A 17,454-nucleotide genomic window follows, 5' to 3' on the forward strand; every position below is an offset into this window, starting at 1 on the left:
GTGGGGCGGATTGCGCTTGCGCCAATCCGGCTCCACAAATCTTGCTCACGCCCCCTGCGGGACCTGATCGAGGAATCCGGTGATGTTGCGGATCCGTCCGTCTTTCAGGATGGCGAAATCGGTGCCCTTGATCGGGCTGTCGACGCCGTCGGGGCCGAGCCCCCAGGAGAAACGGATGTGGTCGCCATATCCGTTGGGTTCGCCGATCAGTTTGAATTTGAAATCCGGAAACTTCTGCTGCACGCCGGCGATCAGCGCATCGACGCCGTCATGGCCGTCGCCTGACATCAGCGGGTCGACATATCGGGCGTCGCTGGTCCAGTTGGTGGCCAGCATCTCGCGGCGGCGGCTCGGCGTGCGCTCGTTCCAGAGATCGATGTAGTGGCGGGCAATGGTCGCGTGATCGGTCATTTTGCTCTCCTTCGTTTGCGGCGGATCAATCGGCTGACCGACTATCGAAGGTTCGCGCGCAGGGATCGATTACCTCGGAGGTTATGGCGCGCGCTACGGCGCGATATTGAGCACCGCCTTCATGTTGGGATGGAAGCGGCAATAATATTCGACTGTGCCGGCTTTCTTCAGAACCGACGTCACCGTCTTGTTCGGCGGTATCGTCACGTCAAAATCGCCGTTCCGCGCGGTTGCGGTGTGGGCGAAGACATCCTTGTTGATCCATTCGATGGTGTCGCCGACCTTGACCGAAGCCTCGGCCGGCGAGATCACGAGATTTTCCATCACGATCTGGAGCGTCGCCGCATGTGCCGGGACGGCCATCGCTCCAAGCGCAAGCAGCGTCACGACGGAGAGATGCCGTCTCGACAACATGGCGGGCTCCTACTTCAGTTCGGCGGCGACGTGTTCGGCATGTTGCTCGTGGCCCTGAAAGATCTTCAGGCCGGTCTGCAGCAGGCTCTTCAGCTCGGGATTGCTGGCCGACGGAATCAACTGCGTCTCCAGCGCAGTGTTGACCGTCTTGTGGTAGGCGACTTCGTTGGCGACATAGGCCTTGTCGTAGTCGGCGCCCTTCAACTTGCCGAGCTCGGCAAGCTTGTCGGCGGCCTGCTTCGACAGCGCCTTGCTGGTGTCGTTGTCCTCCGGCGTCACCTTGAGCTTCTTGACGAGGTCCAGCGCCTGCTTGTTCACGGCTTCATGGTCGCGCACCATGTCTTCGGCGAACGCCTTGACGTCCTTGTTGCCGGCTTTCGAGATCGCCTGCTTGGCGGCGGCGATATCGATGACGCCTGCGGTGTAGGCGATATGCGCGATCTGCGGATCGGTGGGCTTGGCGCCCTCGGCCAGGGCAGCGCTGCCCAAAAGGCTTAATGCGGCGATAGCCGCGCTCAAACGAACGAACATGATTTGACACTCCTGTGGCCTGCCGGAAACGGCCGGCGCTTGGTTGGTTGCACAGGAGTTGGATGGCGCTGATGCGCAGAGGTTCCCGAAAAAATTATTCGGTGAAGCCCAGCCGCTTCAGCACCGCGTCGGTCAGCCGCTCGCAGCGCCTGCCGGCAAACGGAAACGCCTCCATCACCACGGGGCCGATTTTCTTCTCGACTTTGTCGCGCAGCATGTTGCGGGCGCGATGCAGCCGCGTCTTCACGGTTTGCGGCTTCAGCCCGAGAATCTCGGCGGTTTCCTCGACATTCATGCCCTCGATCACGCGGGTGATGAAGACGAGACGAAACGCCTCGGGCAGTTCGTCGATCGCATGCTCGACGACATGCTGGATTTCACGCTGGGCCATGGATTTTTCCGGATTGTCGGCGGCCGACAAGGGGAACTGGATGATTTGCGCTTCGAGCACGCCTTGCGGCAGCGAGCTCCACTCCACGCCCGGCCGCTGCCGGCGCAGCCGCCCGAGCGCCTCGTTCATGGCGATGCGGGAAAGCCAGGTGGAAAGGCTGGAGTCGGCGCGGAACTGGTCCAGATGCGTGAATGCCCGGACATAGGTTTCCTGGACCACGTCCTCGGCTTCGCTGTCGTTGCGCAGGATGCCGCGGGCGAGCCGGAAAAGCCGGCGATTGTTGGTCTGCATGATCGCGCGAACCGCGGCCTCGTCACGCGACAGCGCGCGCCGGACGAGTTCGGCGTCGATGGGGCCGCTCGGAACTACGCGTGGGGCCTGGGTCTGGCGCATGATGGTTTGGCTCGATCCAATAAATCGTTATCGAGGCATTAGATGCGGCCGGGCCGGACAGGTTCCCGGGAAAATTCCAAAATATTGTGACTATCGCCGCAAAGGGCCCGGACGCCGGCGCGCCTGGGCCCCTGTTGTCGATACTGGACCTAACCCTGTGCGCCCGCTTGCGTCACTTCGCCGCGACCACCATGATTTCAACGCCATATTGCGGCGCGGCCAGCTTGGCTTCGACGGTGGCGCGCGCCGGCGCGTTTCCGGCCGATACCCAGCCGTCCCACACCGCGTTCATCTCGGCGAAGTTTTTCATGTCGGTGAGATAGATCGTGGCCGTCAGCAGCTTCGATTTGTCGCTTCCGGCCTTGGCGAGATGGCTGTCGATGATCGAGAGCACCTCCTGCGTCTGCTTGGTCACGCTTTCGCCGGCCGCCTTGTGGGCCACGACCCCCGCGAGATAGACGGTGTTGCCGTGGACGACGACCTGGCTCATGCGCGGGCCGGGTTCGAAACGCTGGATGGTCATACTGCTCTCCTGATGTGTGTGGCCGCTACTTAGCGCATGATCCGGAAAAGTGGAAACCGGTTTTCCGAAAAGATCATGCGCAAACAAAAAACTAGATCATGATCCGATTTTGATCGGATCATGATCTAGCGCGTTGGCGCGCTATCGGCCACGGCGTTCGCCATGACGCATGCCGGGATCACCCATGCATTAGGGAAATTTTTTGAAAAACGCCCAGATCGTCTCGGCGCCGTCGATGTCGTGGTTTTGCGGCCCGAAGAACGCGGTCGCGATGCCTGGAAAGCGCGCATCCGGCAAGTGGCTGGGCATGCGGTGGCCGCCGCCATTGACGCGATAGAGCACGGCATCGCGCCCCGGCGGGCAGTGCGACGAGATCAGCGTCACCGTGCTCTGGTCCGATTGATCGCGGTCGTCGAGATCGGTCGCGGCGGCATCCTGCGCCTCGCAGCCATTGACGCGGCGCCAGAACGCCAGCGTCTTTTCGGCCGACCAAAATCCTTCCACCGCGAAGCGGCTGGCGCCCTTGCCGCCCTGATACGGAATCAGGGGATCGATCGTTCCGTTCATGATCAGCATCGGCACCGGGCGCGACGGGCGGCAGGCGCTGGCCGATTCGTCGGTGAGATTCATGATGACGCTGGCGGCCGCCGCGAACAGATCGGCGCGCGCGCAAGCGAGCGTCATGGTCATCGCGCCGCCGTTGGAGAGGCCGGTGACGTAAATCCGCTTCGGGTCCGCGGTGCCGTCAGCGACATATTTCGCGATCAGGGCGACGATGAAGGCTGTGTCGTCGGTACCTTTCGGCGCTAAGCGGCCGGCGCGCTTGCCGTCGGGCCGCAGATCGGCCCAGGCGCGATTGAGGCCGTCGGGAAAGATCACGCCAAAACGCTCGCGTTTGGCGACCTCCGGCCACGAGGTTCGGGTCATGACGTCGGCGCCGGTCTGGGTATTGCCATGGAGCACGATCACCAGCGGCGCCGGCCTGGTGTCGGGGAATTGGGTGATGAACGTGCGCGTCACACCGCCGATCAGGAGCGTCTCGGCAGAAGCAGCGCTAGCGCCGAGCGCGATCGCGAGGACCGCGAGGAAGCAGCGAATCTGATGCATTTCCATTCGAGCGGGCTCCGTCAGCCGATGGTTCCATTGCATCACGACGCCTGAACCGGATCAACCGCGCGCCGTGGCTACGCCTCGATCTGCGCCGCCGCGCCGCCGCGTTCCTGGGCCTCCAGCGCATCGAGGAAACATCGCACTTTGGCCGGAACGAACTGGCGCGCCGGCAGCAGCGCATGCACGTTGAGCGGCTCGCACACGTGATCCGGCAGCAGCCGCCGCAGCAATCCCGCTGCAACCGCAGCCTTCGTATAACTCGCGGTCACCCGCAACACCCCGTGCCCGGCCAGCGCCGCCTGCAACCTTATGTCGGCATTCGAACTGACCAGCCGCGCGTTCGAAACCGCGAGCTGCTCACTCACGCCTGCCGGCGTCGTGAGCGCCCAGGGCGTGTCGCTCGGACCGATGAGCAGAGGAAATTTGGCGAGGTCTTCCAGGGTGCGGGGCTCGTCGAGCCTTTCCAGCAGCGTCGGGGCCGCGAACAGTCCGCGTTCCAGCGAAGAAACCCGTCGGATCACAATGCCCGTCGAGGGCAGCGGGGCCTCAAGCATCGCGAACACGATGTCGTAATTCTCGGCGACCGGGCTGACGAATTCGTGCTCGACATCGATCCGGATCACCAGATCCGGGTAACGGCCCATCAATTCGCAGGCGACGGGGCCGGCATGGTGCGCGCCGAATTCGTAAGGCGCCTTGATGCGCAGCGTGCCGGCGATGGCGCTGCTCATCGCCAGCGCCTCACCATGGGTATCGTGCAGCGCAATGAACAGCGGCCGCACCCGCTGATAGATCGTCTGGCCGGCGTCGGTCAGGCGCAAATGACGGGTGGTGCGCTCGATCAGCCGGAGCCCGAGATTGCTTTCCAGCCGCTGCACTGCAACACTCAGGCTCGACTTGGGATGACCGAGCACGCGTGCGGCGGCGCTAAAGCCGCCATGCTGCACAACCTCGCAAAACAGCTCCCAATCCCGCCAATCCATCGGGTCGATTGTCCATGGGCCGGTACAGTGTGTCCAGGAAATCCGGATTCCGGCGCCATCCCCGATGACATAGAAGAGGTGGCAATAGAAGAGCATTTCCAAAAAACAGGGAGGGGTGTCATGACCGATGACGGAATCTTTCTTCGTAATTCCTGGTACGTCGCGGCCTGGAATCACGAATTGATCGACGGCACGAAGCTGGCCCGCACGATTCTGGAGCGCCCGGTCGTGATCTATCGCGGCGCAAGCGGCAAGGTCGTGGCGCTCGACGACCGCTGCTGCCATCGCGCCGCACCGCTGTCGATGGGCCGGATCGAAGGCGACGATATCCGCTGCATGTACCACGGCATGAAGTTCGAGCCGGGCGGCAAGTGCATCCAGATCCCCGGCCAGGACATGATTCCGCCAAAGCTCGGCGTGCGCAGCTACCCGGTGGTCGAGCGCTACAATTTGATCTGGATCTGGATGGGCGAAGCCGAAAAGGCCGATCCCAATTTGATCGTGGATTATCCGCCGCTTGCGGATGCCAAATGGCGCGGGCTGCCGGGCTATATGCACTACAAGGCCAACTGGCTGTTGATCGTCGATAACCTCAGCGATTTTGCACATCTCGCCTTCGTGCACACCCACACGCTCGGCGGCTCCGAGGAATACGCCTACAAGACCAAACCGGTTGCGATCGAAAAACTGGACGACGGTTTTCGCGTCGAGCGCTGGCACATGGGCGCCGAACCGCCGCCCTATCATCAGAAGGTGATCTCGAACCGGGCCGACAAGATCGACCGCCGCAATATCGGCCGCATGATCGTTCCCGGCATCTTCCTGCTCGATACGATGTTTGCGCCGGCAGGGCAGGGCGCGGAGAAGGGCGTTCTGGTGCCGGGCACGCGGCAGTACCGCAACGCCCAGTTCATGACGCCGGAGACGCGAAGCTCGACGCATTTCTTCTGGAACTATCTGCACGATTTCGAGATCGACAATTCGAACATCTCGCTGTCGCTGCGCAACAGCCTCGAAGAGGCGTTCAACGAGGACAAGGCGATCATCGAGGCGCAGCAGACGGTGTTCGACGCCGATCCGAACTACCAGCTGCTGGCCATCGGCGCGGATGCGGCGCTGACCTATTTCCGCTGGGTGCTGGCGCGGCGGATCGAGGCGGAAAAGAGCGCGGCGAAGGCGGCGTGAGCTGATAGTTCTGAAGCTGGTGGGCGGGCCTCGCCCCGCTCACCGCTTGTCGGCAGCCCAGCGCGTGAACAGCGCGATCTTCTCGCCGGGCCATGCACCGTCGCAGGGCATGGTGCCGGCGCGAAGCCGTGCCAGTATTTGTTCGCGGTGCGCGGCAACGTCGGCTTCCTTCCACAGGTCAAACGCAAACAGCATCGAGTTGCGGTCCATCGGACGAAACAGCGGGCGAATGTGATCGTCGAAGCGAACGGCTTCATCCGTCCCCGGTAATCTAGGCCCGGCGTTGACCGCAACCGGTCGATCGCCGGCCTTTGCGGTGGGCCGTGAACCCGGGGTCGCGTTGCAGACCCACCACCATTTCGGCACCGGCATGTTCGGTGGAGGAGTAGCGCCCGCGCCCGAATTTTCCATGGCGATCCGCGATCCCCACTCGACATAGGCGACAAAGGCGGCACGGAATTCCGCGTCGGACGGGAGCCCGGCGTCCTCGGCGCTTTGCAGCATATTGGTTGCCCAACGCGCGCGTTGTTCCGGCGTGATCTGTTTGCCGATATGCGGCGATACCATCCGTTGATAACCGCCATATCGTTCCGAATAGAAGCGCGGCCCTCCGAACACCTCGCTGAGCCAGGCGGCGACGCGTTCGGGATGATCCGGCGACATCTCGGCAAACAGCGGCCCCAGCAGCGGATCTCCCGGAACGTAATGGCTGTAGAAAATCCGGGTCATATCCAGCAGCGCGGGATAGCCGCCCGCCCATTCGAACAGCGTGGGTTCGTGCAGGGGATCGGGTACCGGATCGTGAAATTCGACACTCCAGTGCATCCCGCTGCAGAACGGCTTGTTGAGCGAGGATCCGCATCGGCACAGGCTGAAATGCTCCGGGGAAGCACTCGCATTTTGCGGAATGATGACGCCGTCTTCATCGGCCAGTTGGATGTTTCCCGTGACGCGATAGGGGCCATCCCTGGACACCTCGATCTGCGGCGCGCGATGGGTGTCCGACAGGCCGGCGTCACGCGAGGATCCGATGCCGATGCCGAGCGCGCCTGACGGACATTTTCGGACCGCATTGACGAGATCGTCGAGCCTTGCGCCGCTGGGTGAAACAAAAGGCTCCTGTCCGAGATGGAATACCGAGTTGAGGCGGTCGGTACAGAAACCGGAATGCGCGCACGTCCCGCGGTTATCGAACAGATAGGCCTGCTGGCCGGCATAGACGTCGAGCTTGTCGGGGACGCGCCTTGGATCCTTGTTGCCCGCGAATCCGAGTCTGACGTGGCTGTCGTCGCAAAACGGCTTTGTTTGCGACTGTCCGCAGCGGCACAGCCGAACCGGCGCCTCAGCGACGATGGGAACACCGAGGTGGTCGACCACAGGAATGGAACCATCGGGCAGATAAGGGCCGTCGCGGGTGACGACGATCCGCGCGGCTCCCGCAGCGGTCTCGCGTTCCCCCTGGATCGAACTTTCGTATGTCATGTTTTGGCATGTTACCTGTTGTTCTCTGAACATCTCAAAACGTGCGTAAATGCATCGACGGCAGCCCTCAACGAACCAGAGGAAAGTGGAAAGGGAGCGCGGACCATGCGAAAGACCAAAAGGAAATTTGGCTGTCCCGTTGAATTTTCGATCGATCTACTGAGCGGAAAATGGAAAACCGTGATCCTGAGCCGGCTTAAGGTGCGCCCGATGCGTTACGGCGAACTGCGCCAGGACATCCGCTCACTGAGTGACAAGATACTCACGGAACGGCTGCGTGATCTCTGTGAGGCGGGCTTCGTGAAGCAGGAGCGCTCCGGGGCCGCGTCGCGGTAGTGCCTGACCAGAGGCGGTGAAATGCTGAAGCCGATGCTGCAGGCGCTTTACGATTGGGGCCAGGATAACGCGGAATCGTTCGGCGTCCGTTTTCTTGACGCCGAAGCCAACGAGGCGGCTTTCTAGCCCACGGCGTTCGCCTTCCGGCTGGCGCGACCGATCTCGCTGCCCTCACGCGAATTTACTTCGGTCGCGTTATGCGTTCGGGAAGAACCACTTTCGTGTTGATGGCGTACAGGAAGCAAGGGCCATTCTGTTTGTCACGGCCGAAGTTGTTGCATTTGTTCAGAACCGTTTGTTGCGCATCTGCGGTGCCCCATGAGATGAAAAGCTCACCCCAGGGGTGTATTGCGATTGCCTTTGGTTCGCTCGCCCGGAAATACCGCTGAAGATCGGCGCGATTTCGAGTGTCGAGTCTGATGGTCGGAATTTGAGAGAGGTCGAAGTCGCCGGCGTAGTGGAGGCGTGGCATATCCTTGTATTCAAGCTGCCCATCCGTTGCGATCTCGTCGTTTATCGCGACAAGCGCGCATGGCTTTGCGAAGCGCATTTGACAAGCCTCGAGCGCTCGGTCGCCGACAGCTTCCTGATCTTCGTGAAGGACCGAAACAATATATCCGCGGTAGACGTCTTGAACGGCTAGCCCCTTGTTCGACTTGCCATTCATGTATGCCTCAATGAGGCGATCGCGTTCATCGACCGGCATGTCGGGAGTAACCGCGGAGATGACCAGGCCAAGCGCTCGCTCGAACTGTGACTTGCGTTGCGCGGTTGTGAGACCCGCAAATGCGATTCCAGGGATCAGGCAGATACAACCTACCCAACCCATAAATTTTAATTTGAAATTCGCCGTTCCTGACATGCCACTCCTCTCACGGAAACATCATGGATAATGACCAAATTGCTTCAGCCCCGTCGATATCGTGATTCGCGCCCCGAGGACTACGGCCGCGACCAGCGGCGAAGCACGCAGCCGCTTCGATCACCCCACCGCCTTCGCCGCCGCGCGCCCCGCATTCCGCCCCGAAAACAGACACCCGCCCAAAAACGTCCCTTCCAGCGAACGATAGCCGTGCACGCCGCCGCCGCCGAAACCGGCGGCTTCGCCGGCGGCGTATAATCCCCTGATGATCTGGCCGTCATTGCCGAACACGCGCGAGTCAAGATCGGTCTCGAAGCCGCCCAGTGTCTTGCGGGTGAGGATGTTGAGCTTCACCGCGATTAGCGGCCCCTGTTCGGGATCGAGAATCCGATGCGGTTTTGCGGTACGGATCAGCCTGTCGCCGATATAGCGGCGCGCGTTGTGGATGTTCATCACCTGCGCGTCCTTGACGTAAGGGTTCGACATCTCGCGGTCGCGCGCTTCGATCTGCGCCTTGATGTGCTCGGGCTTGAGCAGATTGTCGTCCGAGAGCGCGTTCATCGCGCTCACGAGATCTTCGAGATTGTCGCGCACGATGAAATCGGCGCCGTGCTGCTTGAATGCTTCCACTGGCGCCGGCGCGCCCTTGTTGGTGGCGCGCTTGATCGTCATGCGCCAGCTTTTGCCGGTGAGGTCGGGGTTTTGCTCGGAGCCGGAGAGCGCAAACTCCTTCTTGATGATGCTCTGCGTCAGCACGAACCAGGAATAATCGTAGCCGGTCGACATGATGTAGTGCAGTTGGCCGAGCGTGTCGGAGCCGGGAAACAGCGGCGCCGGCAGCCGCTTGCCCGTGGCGTCGAACCACATCGAGGAGGGTCCCGGCAAAATGCGGATGCCGTGGCGCGGCCAGATCGGCGACCAGTTCCGGATGCCCTCGACGTAATGCCACATCCGGTCGCGGTTGATCAGCCGCGCGCCGGCGGCCTCGGTAATCCCGATCATCCGGCCATCGACATGTTCGGGCACGCCGGAGATCATGTGCTTCGGCGGTTCGCCGAGCCGCTTCGGCCAGTTCTGCCGGACCAGGTCGTGATTGCCGCCGATGCCGCCCGAGGCGACGATCACGGCTGGCGCGCGCAGCGTAAAGTCGCCGACGATTTTGCGCGAACTGCTTTGGCCGCGCTCGACATTCGAGGGTTCAAGGATTGAACCGCTGACGCCATCGACGGCGCCATTGCTGATCGACAGCGCATCGACGCGGTGGCGGAATTTGAAGGTCAGCTGGCCGTCCTTCTGCGCTTCGCGCGCGCGGCGCTCGAACGGCTCGACGATCCCGGGTCCGGTGCCCCAGGTGACATGAAACCGCGGCACTGAATTGCCGTGGCTCATCGCGTCATAGCCGCCGCGTTCGGCCCAGCCGACCACGGGAAAGATGCGATGGCCCATCGCGCGTAGCCAGTCGCGTTTTTCGCCCGCGGCGAATGCCACATAGGCTTCCGCCCAGCGCTTTGGCCAATGATCGTCGACGCGATCGAAACCGGCGGTGCCCATCCAGTCCTGCAACGCGAGTTCAAAACTGTCCTTGATGCCGAGCCGGCGCTGCTCCGGCGAATCCACCAGGAACAATCCACCGAACGACCAGAAGGCCTGGCCGCCGAGGCTCTGTTCGCCTTCCTGGTCGACCACGATGACGCGTTTGCCGGCGTCGGCGATCTCGGTGGCCGCAACCAGCCCCGCCAGCCCGCCGCCGACCACGATTACGTCTGCATCATCAGCCATCGCGTTCCTCCCCCAGCCCGTTCTGATTCAAGACCGTGTCGACACGCACGGTCAACGCCAAATGGCGCTTGCCTGTGGCGGGTGCGCATCAAGGGGAATCGTTAACTTGTTCCAGTTTGGGACCTTTCGGCCGCAAACTGCAGCGCGGGCGCAACACTTAATTTGAATTTGTTTTGAGCGGCCTCCTCCACCTAGACAAAAAAGCCGTCTCGCAACACGCTGGTGCAGTCTTGCATCACTGAGACGATCAGATTCGGGTTCGACAGGTTTGGACTGGGGCTGGATATGAAGTTGATGACGGGGTTGCTCGCGGCGGTCTTGTTGCTGGCGGGGGTGGGGGCAAGTCATGCGGTGGTCCGGATTGCGGACGATCGCGGCGGCCGGATCGGCACCTACGTCGACAAATATCAGGGCCTGCGCTCTTCCGGCGAGGCGGTCATCATCGACGGCCTGTGCGCCTCGGCCTGCACCATCGTCCTCGGCGCGGTTCCCCATGACAAGATCTGCGTGACCTCGCACGCCAATCTCGGCTTCCATGCCGCCTGGGATTTCGGCGCCAATGGCCGCGCGGTCACCAACGCCGAAGCGACCCAGATGCTGTATTCGATGTATCCGTCGGCGGTTCGGCACTGGATCGCCCAGCGCGGCGGCCTGACCCCGCGCATGATCTTCCTGCGCGGCAAGCAATTGCAGCAGCTGTACAAGCCCTGCTACCTCGACGCCCAGGCGTCCGCGAACCGGCCCCAGTCTTCCCGCTGACAGAGTCTTCGCGCGGATAAAGTCCTCGCGCTGAAAGGCCTCGTGCGAAATCAGCGATTTAGCTCCGCATGACGTGATCGGCTGCGCCGACACAGCGCTTGCCCGCATACGGAACTCGCTCTATCTGAACGCTATGGTTCAGCCGGTTTCCACCCAGCACGGGATGATGGCGGTAACCCCGCCTCAGGGCAGGGTGGCCTCGGCGATCGTTTGGGGCGCCGCCGGCCTTGGCGCCGTCGCCCTGCTCGGTGCCGCCGTGCTGTGGTTCCATTACGGGACCGCGGTGTTTTTTGAGATGATCGCCGCCGGCATCTCGGCCTGCTTCTGATCCGGAACAAAGGGAAATTGACGATGGACCGGACCACCCGCCCGCTGGTGATTTTTGCAGCCTTCGCCGGCAGCCTGCTGATTGGGCTGGTGCTGATGCTGTGGGCGATGGGCGGGCTGCGCACCGTCACGGCGCCCGCAGCGATCGGCGGTCCGTTTCAACTGACCGACCAGGCCGGCCAGGTCGTGACCGACCGGAACCTCAAGGGTAAGCCGACGCTGATCTTTTTCGGCTTCACCCATTGCCCCGACATCTGTCCGACCTCGCTGTTCGAGATTTCGGAAGTGCTCAAGGCGATGGGCAAGGATGCCGACCGGGTCAACGCCTATTTCGTCTCGGTGGACCCCGAGCGCGACACCGCGGCCGCGATGAGGGATTACCTCTCGAGCTTCGATCCGCATCTGAAGGGCCTGACCGGCGATCCCGAGGCGGTGGCGAAGGTGCTCTCGGAGTACCGGGTTTATTCCAAGAAGGTCCCGCTCAAGGACGGCGATTACACCATGGACCATACCGCGCTGATCTATTTGATGGATCGCGACGGCCACTTCGTCTCGCCGTTCAACCTGAAACGGACGCCCGAGGAAGCCGCGACCGATTTGAAGCGTTATCTGTAACCCCAGTTTACCGGCCCAAATTAACCCAAACGGCCCTCGCATCGCGTGTCGGATGGTCTATAAGGCCCTCCAATCCCGTAACAATTTGCCCGATATGCCAAAGACCGCCTTGTTATCCCGCGTGAGCCTGCCTCATACCGTCCGTGCCGCCTTGGCCGGGTGGTTGATCGCGGCTGCGCTGGCGATCGTTGCATCGGCCGGCGCGGCGCAGGCCCAAACCCCGGCAAAGCCCGGGGTCGAGGCAGCCCCGCAGGCCGTGCCTGGCTTCTGGGACCCGCGGCGGCGTCCGGACCGGCCCGACCTGTCGCGCCTGACCGTGATCCGGTTCCTGACCGAGACCGATTACCCGCCGTTCAATTTCACCGGCCCCGACGGCAACCCGGCTGGCTTCAATGTCGATCTGGCGCGCGCGCTGTGCGACGAGATCAAGGTCACCTGCACCATCCAGATGCGCCGGTTCGAAACCCTGATCGACGCCATCACCAGCAACCGCGGCGACGCCATCATCGCCTCCCTGGCGGTGACGCCGCAATTGCGCGCCAAGGTCGATTTCACCGATCCCTATTACCGCGCGCCGGCGCGCTTCGTGTCGCGGCGCGACGCCGTGATGCCGGAGGTCCGCCCCGAATATCTCGAAGGCAAGAAAGTCGGCGTCATCGCCGGCTCCTCGCACGAGGCCTATCTGAAGGCGATGTTCACCGACGCCGAGATCCGCTCCTACACCAATGACGACGCGCTGCGGCTGGCGCTGCGCCGGAGCGAGGTCGATTTCATCTTCGGCGATGCGATCTCGCTGGCGTTCTGGATCAACGGCACCGATTCAGGCGAATGCTGCGCGTTCTCGGGCGGGCCGTTCGTCGAGAGCCGCTTTTTCGGCGAGGGCATCGGCATCGCCGTCCGCAAGGGCAACGATCTGTTGCGGCAGTCGCTGAACTGGGCGCTGTTCCGGCTTTGGGAAAAAGGCCGCTATACCGATCTATGGCTGCGCTATTTTTCCGTCAGCCCGTTTTGACGAAGTCATTCCGGGGCGATGCGAAGCATCGAACCCGGAATCTCGAGATTCCCCGGTGCGCAATTGCGCACCTGAGGTCTGGTGCTAACGCACCATCCCGGAATGACGGTGACCCGCCGTCATTTTGCATTTTGACGCGGAAGCGCTAGTTTCCGCGGCCTTGGAGACTCCCTGGATGTCCACCATCGACCTTGCCGCCAGCCCGAGCGATCTGCGTTCGCTCGCCGAACAATCCAACGCCTGGCCGTTCGAACAGGCGAAAGCGATTGTCGCGCGGCTGAAAAAGAGCCCGAAGGACGAGGTGCTGTTCGAGACCGGCTACGGACCGTCGGGCCTGCCGCATATCGGCACCTTCGGCGAGGTCGCGCGCACCACCATGGTTCGCCATGCCTTCCGCGTGCTGACCGAAGACAAGATCAAGACCCGGCTGCTGGCGTTCTCCGACGACATGGACGGCCTGCGCAAGGTGCCGGACAATGTCCCGAACAAGGAGCTTCTGGAAAAGCATCTCGGTCGGCCGCTGACGCGCGTGCCCGATCCGTTCGGCACCCACGAGAGTTTCGGCGCGCACAACAATGCGCGGCTGCGCGCGTTTCTCGACACGTTTGAATTCGACTACGAGTTCGCGAGTTCGACCGACTACTACACCTCGGGCAAGTTCGACGCGGCGCTGCTGCGCATGCTGGAGCGGTTCGACGCGGTGATGGCGGTGATGCTGCCGAGCCTGCGCGAGGAACGCGCCGCGAGCTATTCGCCGTTCCTCCCGATCTGCCCGCGCACCGGCATGGTGCTGTATGTGCCGATATCAGAACACGACGTGAAGGCCGGAACCGTCTCCTACGACGATCCCGAAACAAACGAGCGGGTCACGCTTCCGGTTACCGGCGGGCACTGCAAGCTGCAATGGAAGCCGGACTGGGCGATGCGCTGGTTCGCGCTCGGCGTCGACTATGAAATGGCCGGCAAGGATCTGATCGATTCGGTAAAACTGTCGGGCAAGATCTGCGCGGCGCTCGGCGGCAGGCCGCCGGAGGGATTCAATTACGAGCTGTTCCTCGACGACAAGGGCCAGAAGATCTCGAAGTCGAAGGGCAACGGGCTCACCATCGACGAATGGCTGCGCTATGCCTCGCCGGAATCGCTGTCGCTGTTCATGTATCGCGAGCCGAAGGCGGCCAAGCGACTGTATTTCGACGTCATCCCGCGCAATGTCGACGACTACCAGCAATTCCTCGAAGGTTTTCCGCGGCAGGATGCCAGGCAGCAGCTGCAAAATCCGGTCTGGCATATCCACGCCGGAAATCCGCCCAAGGCCGACATGCCCGTCACCTTCCAGCTGTTGCTGACGCTGGTGTCGTCGTCGAATGCGGAAAATGCCGCGACGCTGTGGGGCTTCATCGGCCGCTATCGTCCCGGCGTCACGCCGCAGACGCATCCAAAACTCGACGCGATGGTCGGCTACGCCATCAATTATTATCGCGACTTCGTCGCGCCGACCAAAAAATTCCGCGAGCCGACCGATGGCGAACGCGCAGCACTTCAGGATTTGCGCGATGCGCTGTCGAACATGCCGGCGGGCGCGACCGCCGAGGACATCCAGAACGTGGTCTACGAAATCGGCCGCCGCGAGCCGTTCCTCGATGCCGTGAAGAAGGGCAAGGATGGCCGTCCCGGCGTTTCGCTCGACTGGTTCAACATGCTCTACCAGGTGCTGCTCGGCCAGGAAAAAGGCCCGCGGTTTGGCTCGTTCGTCGCGGTGTATGGCGTGGCGAATGCGGTGGCGATGATCGACGGGGCGCTGGCGAGGTCGGGGTAACCTTTCTCGTCGTCCCTGCGAAAGCAGGGACCCATAATCACCGGCGCTAGCTGTCGCGAAGGTCGTCTGCCACATCGCAAAAACGGAGAGACCTCGCGGTATGGGTCCCTGCTTTCGCAGGGACGACGGTGGAGGGAGGAGCGCCCGCGCCCGCAAACCGAGATAGCAGGCCCGCAGCAATTTCAGCCATCGCCCGCCCGGATTGCGCTACAATGTCTTCCATAAGCGGTCCAAGCCTCCGTCGAGGGGCAGACACCATTGGAGGATGCTCATGCAGTTCAGGGTTTCGCCGAAAGCGCTCGATAACTCCAGCGCCGAGCAGTGGCAGGCGCGGGTCGATCTCGCGGCGGCGCATCGGCTGGCCTTTAACCAGGGTTTTTCCGAAGGCATCTTCAACCATCTGACCTTCGTGGTGCCCGGCAGCACCGACCGTTACTACCAGATCCCGTTCGGGACCCATTGGTCGGAGGTGACGGCGTCCTGCTTCATGGAAGTCGGCATCGACGATGGCGAGGTCAAGCGCGGCGAGGGCGAGGTCGAGCGCTCCTGCTATTGCATCCACGCGCCGATCCACAAGGCGCTGCCGCAGGCCAAAGCGGTGTTTCACACCCACATGCCCTATGCGAGCGCGCTGACGCGGCTCGAGGATCCGCGCATCAAGGAGATCGGCCAGACCGAGGTCGGACTGTCAGGCGCCATTGCCTATGACGACGAATATACCGGGCCCGCGCTCGATCCGGCGGAAGGCGCGCGGCTTGCCAAAGTCATCGGCGACAAGTCGGTGCTGTTCATGGCCAATCACGGCATCTCCACGGTAGGCAGCACCGTCGCCGACGCCTATGACCGGCTCTATTACGTCGAGCGCGCCGCGCAAGTTCAGATCTACGCGATGTGGACCGGGCAGCCGCTGAAGAAGCTTCCGGCGCCCGTGGTCGAGAAGACCCAGCGCGATTACCGGGACGATCATTTGTACAAGGGGCCGACGCCGTCGCAGCGGCATTTCGATGCCTTGAAGCGCATGCTGGACCGGAAAGAACCTGATTACGCGACGTAGAGGGGCGCGTCAGCTCGATATCGGCGTCCAACCCATCTCGTCATGCGCGGGCTTGACCCGCGCATCCATCTCGCTTCGTAAAAAGCTTCTCATTTTTGATGGATTGCCGGGTCAAGCCCGGCAATGACGAATCACTACGATCTCACCCGATCCGCAAACTGGTGCCAGATTTCCGGCCGCCAGCTTCCGTTCGCAGCGCCTGAAGTGGACGGCAGTATCCAAATTCGGGTGTCGGCGATCAATTCGACCTGCTCGCCGTATTCCCGCTTGCCACCCAGAAAATTCTGCCCTGCGGCCTTGCTGGTAAACGCCAGCAACCTCGGACGGCATGCTGCGATCGTCGCACGCAGGCGAGCCCGCGCGCTCTCCCTGAGCTCGGGGAGCGGCAATTGATGATCCATTCCCGAATGGGTTTTGACGAAATCGGTGAGACCAATCCGGTAACGGAGCAGGTCGCGGTATTGGTGCGGCTGTAGCAGCTCCGGCGTCAGTCCGGTCTCGTGCAGGATCCGCCAGAACTTGTTTTGCTTATGCGCGTAATAAGCGCCCGCCTGCGCGGATGCCGTTCCCACCGCCGTTCCACACAGCACGGCGCGAAGCGATTGACCGAGGAGGTCGCCGAGGACGTCCGGCAACGGCGGAAGTCCTACTGGCTCACCCACACGATGCGCGCGATCCACTCGACCTCATTGGCATCCAGCGTGCGGTCGGCATGCGCCGGGTTGACCGACTGCAGTTCGAGCAGTTTTGCGGTCCGGCGTTTCAGCTCCTTGACCATCACCTCGCCGCCGGTGGTCTTCACCACCACGCGGTCGCCCCTGCGGATCGGCGTGCCCGGCGACACCACGATGACGTCGCCGTCGCGATAGGTGGGCTTCATCGAATCGCCTGAAATCTCCAGCGCATAGGCGTGCTCGTCGCTGGCCGAGGGCAGCGCCGCCTCGTCCCAGCCTTTGCCGGTCGGAAAGCCGCTGTCGTCGAAATGGCCGCCGGCGCCGGCTTGCGCGAAGCCGAGCAGCGGCACCGATTGCGAACCCCGCGCGCCGTCGCCGATCAGCTGCACGAAGGTCTCGATCGAGGAATTGGTGGCGGCGAGCGCCTTGGAGACCGATTCGGTCGAAGGCCAGCGCTCGCGACCGTCGCCCGTAATGCGCTTGGATTTGTTGAACGTGGTGGGGTCGAGGCCGGCGCGCTTGGCGAGGCCCGAGGGCGAGAACCCGGCACGTTCGGCGAGCCGGTCGAGCGCGGTCCAGACCTGGAGGTGGGTCAGGATGCGCTGTGATTTGGAATGTTTGGCCATCGGGAGTCCCTTGGGGCTGATCTAGGAATTATTGCCTTATTCGGGCGGTTTGCGCAAATCTTCCGCGCGCCACACGCCATAGCGGCGCTTGAGTTGAGCGCCCGGCGCCGATACGGTCGGCTTCTCACCCGGCGATTTTCGGGAAAACCCCAAGAGACTCAACGACAAGCA

Annotated in this window: 20 protein-coding genes; 8 read left to right on the forward strand and 12 right to left on the reverse strand. The window is 62.6% G+C overall.

The annotated features are described in order from the left end of the window. Window positions 1-45 precede the first annotated feature (45 nt). The 7 genes from V1289_RS25675 to V1289_RS25705 all read right to left on the reverse strand — a co-directional run bounded on the left by V1289_RS25675 (window position 46) and on the right by V1289_RS25705 (window position 4,756). Entirely contained in the window at window positions 46-411 is a 366-nt protein-coding gene (locus tag V1289_RS25675; RefSeq protein ID WP_334399880.1) for a nuclear transport factor 2 family protein, read from the reverse strand. Window positions 412-504: 93 nt separating this feature from the next. Further along, entirely contained in the window at window positions 505-825 is a 321-nt protein-coding gene (locus V1289_RS25680) for a cupredoxin domain-containing protein (protein WP_334399882.1), read from the reverse strand. A gap of 9 nt (window positions 826-834) precedes the next feature. After that, on the reverse strand, window positions 835-1,356 hold the full coding sequence (locus V1289_RS25685; RefSeq protein WP_334399884.1) for a DUF4142 domain-containing protein: 522 nt from the start codon (window positions 1,354-1,356) through the stop codon (window positions 835-837). 94 nt (window positions 1,357-1,450) lie between these two features. Then, complete coding sequence (locus tag V1289_RS25690) at window positions 1,451-2,140, reverse strand: RNA polymerase sigma factor (RefSeq protein ID WP_334399886.1); 690 nt, start codon at window positions 2,138-2,140, stop codon at window positions 1,451-1,453. Window positions 2,141-2,312: 172 nt separating this feature from the next. Beyond that, window positions 2,313-2,663 carry a RidA family protein gene (locus V1289_RS25695; RefSeq protein ID WP_334399888.1) on the reverse strand — a complete coding sequence of 117 codons (351 nt, stop codon included), beginning with the start codon at window positions 2,661-2,663 and terminating at the stop codon, window positions 2,313-2,315. A gap of 189 nt (window positions 2,664-2,852) precedes the next feature. Continuing rightward, window positions 2,853-3,776: an alpha/beta hydrolase family esterase gene (locus tag V1289_RS25700; RefSeq protein WP_442896074.1), complete on the reverse strand. Its 924-nt coding sequence runs from the start codon at window positions 3,774-3,776 to the stop codon at window positions 2,853-2,855. Window positions 3,777-3,847: 71 nt separating this feature from the next. Then, window positions 3,848-4,756, reverse strand: a complete 909-nt coding sequence (locus V1289_RS25705) for a LysR family transcriptional regulator (RefSeq protein WP_334399890.1) — start codon at window positions 4,754-4,756, stop codon at window positions 3,848-3,850. A 120-nt stretch (window positions 4,757-4,876) separates the two neighbouring features. Here V1289_RS25705 and V1289_RS25710 point away from each other — a divergent pair, with 120 nt between their 5' ends. Then, a complete protein-coding gene (locus V1289_RS25710; protein ID WP_334399892.1) occupies window positions 4,877-5,941 on the forward strand; it encodes an aromatic ring-hydroxylating dioxygenase subunit alpha in 1,065 nt (354 codons plus the stop codon). Between the two features lie 39 nt (window positions 5,942-5,980). Here the strand turns inward: V1289_RS25710 and V1289_RS25715 are convergent, their stop codons facing one another. Further along, the gene (locus tag V1289_RS25715) at window positions 5,981-7,423 is read right to left on the reverse strand and encodes a CDGSH iron-sulfur domain-containing protein (protein WP_334399894.1); all 1,443 of its coding nucleotides are present in this window, start codon (window positions 7,421-7,423) and stop codon (window positions 5,981-5,983) included. 105 nt (window positions 7,424-7,528) lie between these two features. Here V1289_RS25715 and V1289_RS25720 point away from each other — a divergent pair, with 105 nt between their 5' ends. Next, entirely contained in the window at window positions 7,529-7,759 is a 231-nt protein-coding gene (locus V1289_RS25720; RefSeq protein ID WP_334399895.1) for a winged helix-turn-helix transcriptional regulator, read from the forward strand. Window positions 7,760-7,940: 181 nt separating this feature from the next. On the opposite strand, the gene V1289_RS25725 is transcribed toward V1289_RS25720, so the two are convergent. Further along, window positions 7,941-8,621 carry a hypothetical protein gene (locus V1289_RS25725; protein WP_334399896.1) on the reverse strand — a complete coding sequence of 227 codons (681 nt, stop codon included), beginning with the start codon at window positions 8,619-8,621 and terminating at the stop codon, window positions 7,941-7,943. Window positions 8,622-8,741: 120 nt separating this feature from the next. Beyond that, window positions 8,742-10,400 carry an FAD-binding dehydrogenase gene (locus tag V1289_RS25730; RefSeq protein WP_334399897.1) on the reverse strand — a complete coding sequence of 553 codons (1,659 nt, stop codon included), beginning with the start codon at window positions 10,398-10,400 and terminating at the stop codon, window positions 8,742-8,744. Window positions 10,401-10,685: 285 nt separating this feature from the next. On the opposite strand from V1289_RS25730, the gene V1289_RS25735 reads away from it, so the two are divergent. The 6 genes from V1289_RS25735 (at window position 10,686) to V1289_RS25760 (ending at window position 15,983) form a co-directional block, all read left to right on the forward strand. After that, a complete protein-coding gene (locus V1289_RS25735) occupies window positions 10,686-11,159 on the forward strand; it encodes a hypothetical protein (RefSeq protein WP_334399898.1) in 474 nt (157 codons plus the stop codon). 133 nt (window positions 11,160-11,292) lie between these two features. After that, window positions 11,293-11,487: a hypothetical protein gene (locus V1289_RS25740; RefSeq protein WP_334399900.1), complete on the forward strand. Its 195-nt coding sequence runs from the start codon at window positions 11,293-11,295 to the stop codon at window positions 11,485-11,487. A gap of 23 nt (window positions 11,488-11,510) precedes the next feature. After that, on the forward strand, window positions 11,511-12,101 hold the full coding sequence (locus V1289_RS25745) for an SCO family protein (RefSeq protein WP_334399902.1): 591 nt from the start codon (window positions 11,511-11,513) through the stop codon (window positions 12,099-12,101). Between the two features lie 94 nt (window positions 12,102-12,195). Beyond that, window positions 12,196-13,113, forward strand: coding sequence for a transporter substrate-binding domain-containing protein (locus V1289_RS25750; protein WP_334399903.1), 918 nt, complete (start codon window positions 12,196-12,198; stop codon window positions 13,111-13,113). A gap of 175 nt (window positions 13,114-13,288) precedes the next feature. Continuing rightward, a complete protein-coding gene (locus tag V1289_RS25755; protein ID WP_334399905.1) occupies window positions 13,289-14,929 on the forward strand; it encodes a lysine--tRNA ligase in 1,641 nt (546 codons plus the stop codon). 271 nt (window positions 14,930-15,200) lie between these two features. Then, the gene (locus tag V1289_RS25760) at window positions 15,201-15,983 is read left to right on the forward strand and encodes a class II aldolase/adducin family protein (RefSeq protein WP_334399907.1); all 783 of its coding nucleotides are present in this window, start codon (window positions 15,201-15,203) and stop codon (window positions 15,981-15,983) included. 134 nt (window positions 15,984-16,117) lie between these two features. Here the strand turns inward: V1289_RS25760 and V1289_RS25765 are convergent, their stop codons facing one another. Further along, window positions 16,118-16,618: a mismatch-specific DNA-glycosylase gene (locus V1289_RS25765; protein ID WP_334399909.1), complete on the reverse strand. Its 501-nt coding sequence runs from the start codon at window positions 16,616-16,618 to the stop codon at window positions 16,118-16,120. Between the two features lie 11 nt (window positions 16,619-16,629). Next, window positions 16,630-17,283: a S24 family peptidase gene (locus V1289_RS25770; protein WP_334399911.1), complete on the reverse strand. Its 654-nt coding sequence runs from the start codon at window positions 17,281-17,283 to the stop codon at window positions 16,630-16,632. Between the last annotated feature and the right edge of the window lie 171 nt (window positions 17,284-17,454).

Source organism: Bradyrhizobium sp. AZCC 2289 (assembly GCF_036924615.1).
GTDB lineage: Bacteria > Pseudomonadota > Alphaproteobacteria > Rhizobiales > Xanthobacteraceae > Bradyrhizobium.

What these genes read in the sequence shown, in the direction of transcription:
- V1289_RS25675 (WP_334399880.1), bottom strand. Translation starts at nt 411, where the DNA reads ATGACCGATCACGCGACCATTGCCCGCCACTACATCGATCTCTGGAAC.
- V1289_RS25680 (WP_334399882.1), bottom strand. Translation starts at nt 825, where the DNA reads ATGTTGTCGAGACGGCATCTCTCCGTCGTGACGCTGCTTGCGCTTGGA.
- V1289_RS25685 (WP_334399884.1), bottom strand. Translation starts at nt 1,356, where the DNA reads ATGTTCGTTCGTTTGAGCGCGGCTATCGCCGCATTAAGCCTTTTGGGC.
- V1289_RS25690 (WP_334399886.1), bottom strand. Translation starts at nt 2,140, where the DNA reads ATGCGCCAGACCCAGGCCCCACGCGTAGTTCCGAGCGGCCCCATCGAC.
- V1289_RS25695 (WP_334399888.1), bottom strand. Translation starts at nt 2,663, where the DNA reads ATGACCATCCAGCGTTTCGAACCCGGCCCGCGCATGAGCCAGGTCGTC.
- V1289_RS25700 (WP_442896074.1), bottom strand. Translation starts at nt 3,776, where the DNA reads ATGGAAATGCATCAGATTCGCTGCTTCCTCGCGGTCCTCGCGATCGCG.
- V1289_RS25705 (WP_334399890.1), bottom strand. Translation starts at nt 4,756, where the DNA reads ATGGATTGGCGGGATTGGGAGCTGTTTTGCGAGGTTGTGCAGCATGGC.
- V1289_RS25710 (WP_334399892.1), top strand. Translation starts at nt 4,877, where the DNA reads ATGACCGATGACGGAATCTTTCTTCGTAATTCCTGGTACGTCGCGGCC.
- V1289_RS25715 (WP_334399894.1), bottom strand. Translation starts at nt 7,423, where the DNA reads ATGACATACGAAAGTTCGATCCAGGGGGAACGCGAGACCGCTGCGGGA.
- V1289_RS25720 (WP_334399895.1), top strand. Translation starts at nt 7,529, where the DNA reads ATGCGAAAGACCAAAAGGAAATTTGGCTGTCCCGTTGAATTTTCGATC.
- V1289_RS25725 (WP_334399896.1), bottom strand. Translation starts at nt 8,621, where the DNA reads ATGTCAGGAACGGCGAATTTCAAATTAAAATTTATGGGTTGGGTAGGT.
- V1289_RS25730 (WP_334399897.1), bottom strand. Translation starts at nt 10,400, where the DNA reads ATGGCTGATGATGCAGACGTAATCGTGGTCGGCGGCGGGCTGGCGGGG.
- V1289_RS25735 (WP_334399898.1), top strand. Translation starts at nt 10,686, where the DNA reads ATGAAGTTGATGACGGGGTTGCTCGCGGCGGTCTTGTTGCTGGCGGGG.
- V1289_RS25740 (WP_334399900.1), top strand. Translation starts at nt 11,293, where the DNA reads ATGGTTCAGCCGGTTTCCACCCAGCACGGGATGATGGCGGTAACCCCG.
- V1289_RS25745 (WP_334399902.1), top strand. Translation starts at nt 11,511, where the DNA reads ATGGACCGGACCACCCGCCCGCTGGTGATTTTTGCAGCCTTCGCCGGC.
- V1289_RS25750 (WP_334399903.1), top strand. Translation starts at nt 12,196, where the DNA reads ATGCCAAAGACCGCCTTGTTATCCCGCGTGAGCCTGCCTCATACCGTC.
- V1289_RS25755 (WP_334399905.1), top strand. Translation starts at nt 13,289, where the DNA reads ATGTCCACCATCGACCTTGCCGCCAGCCCGAGCGATCTGCGTTCGCTC.
- V1289_RS25760 (WP_334399907.1), top strand. Translation starts at nt 15,201, where the DNA reads ATGCAGTTCAGGGTTTCGCCGAAAGCGCTCGATAACTCCAGCGCCGAG.
- V1289_RS25770 (WP_334399911.1), bottom strand. Translation starts at nt 17,283, where the DNA reads ATGGCCAAACATTCCAAATCACAGCGCATCCTGACCCACCTCCAGGTC.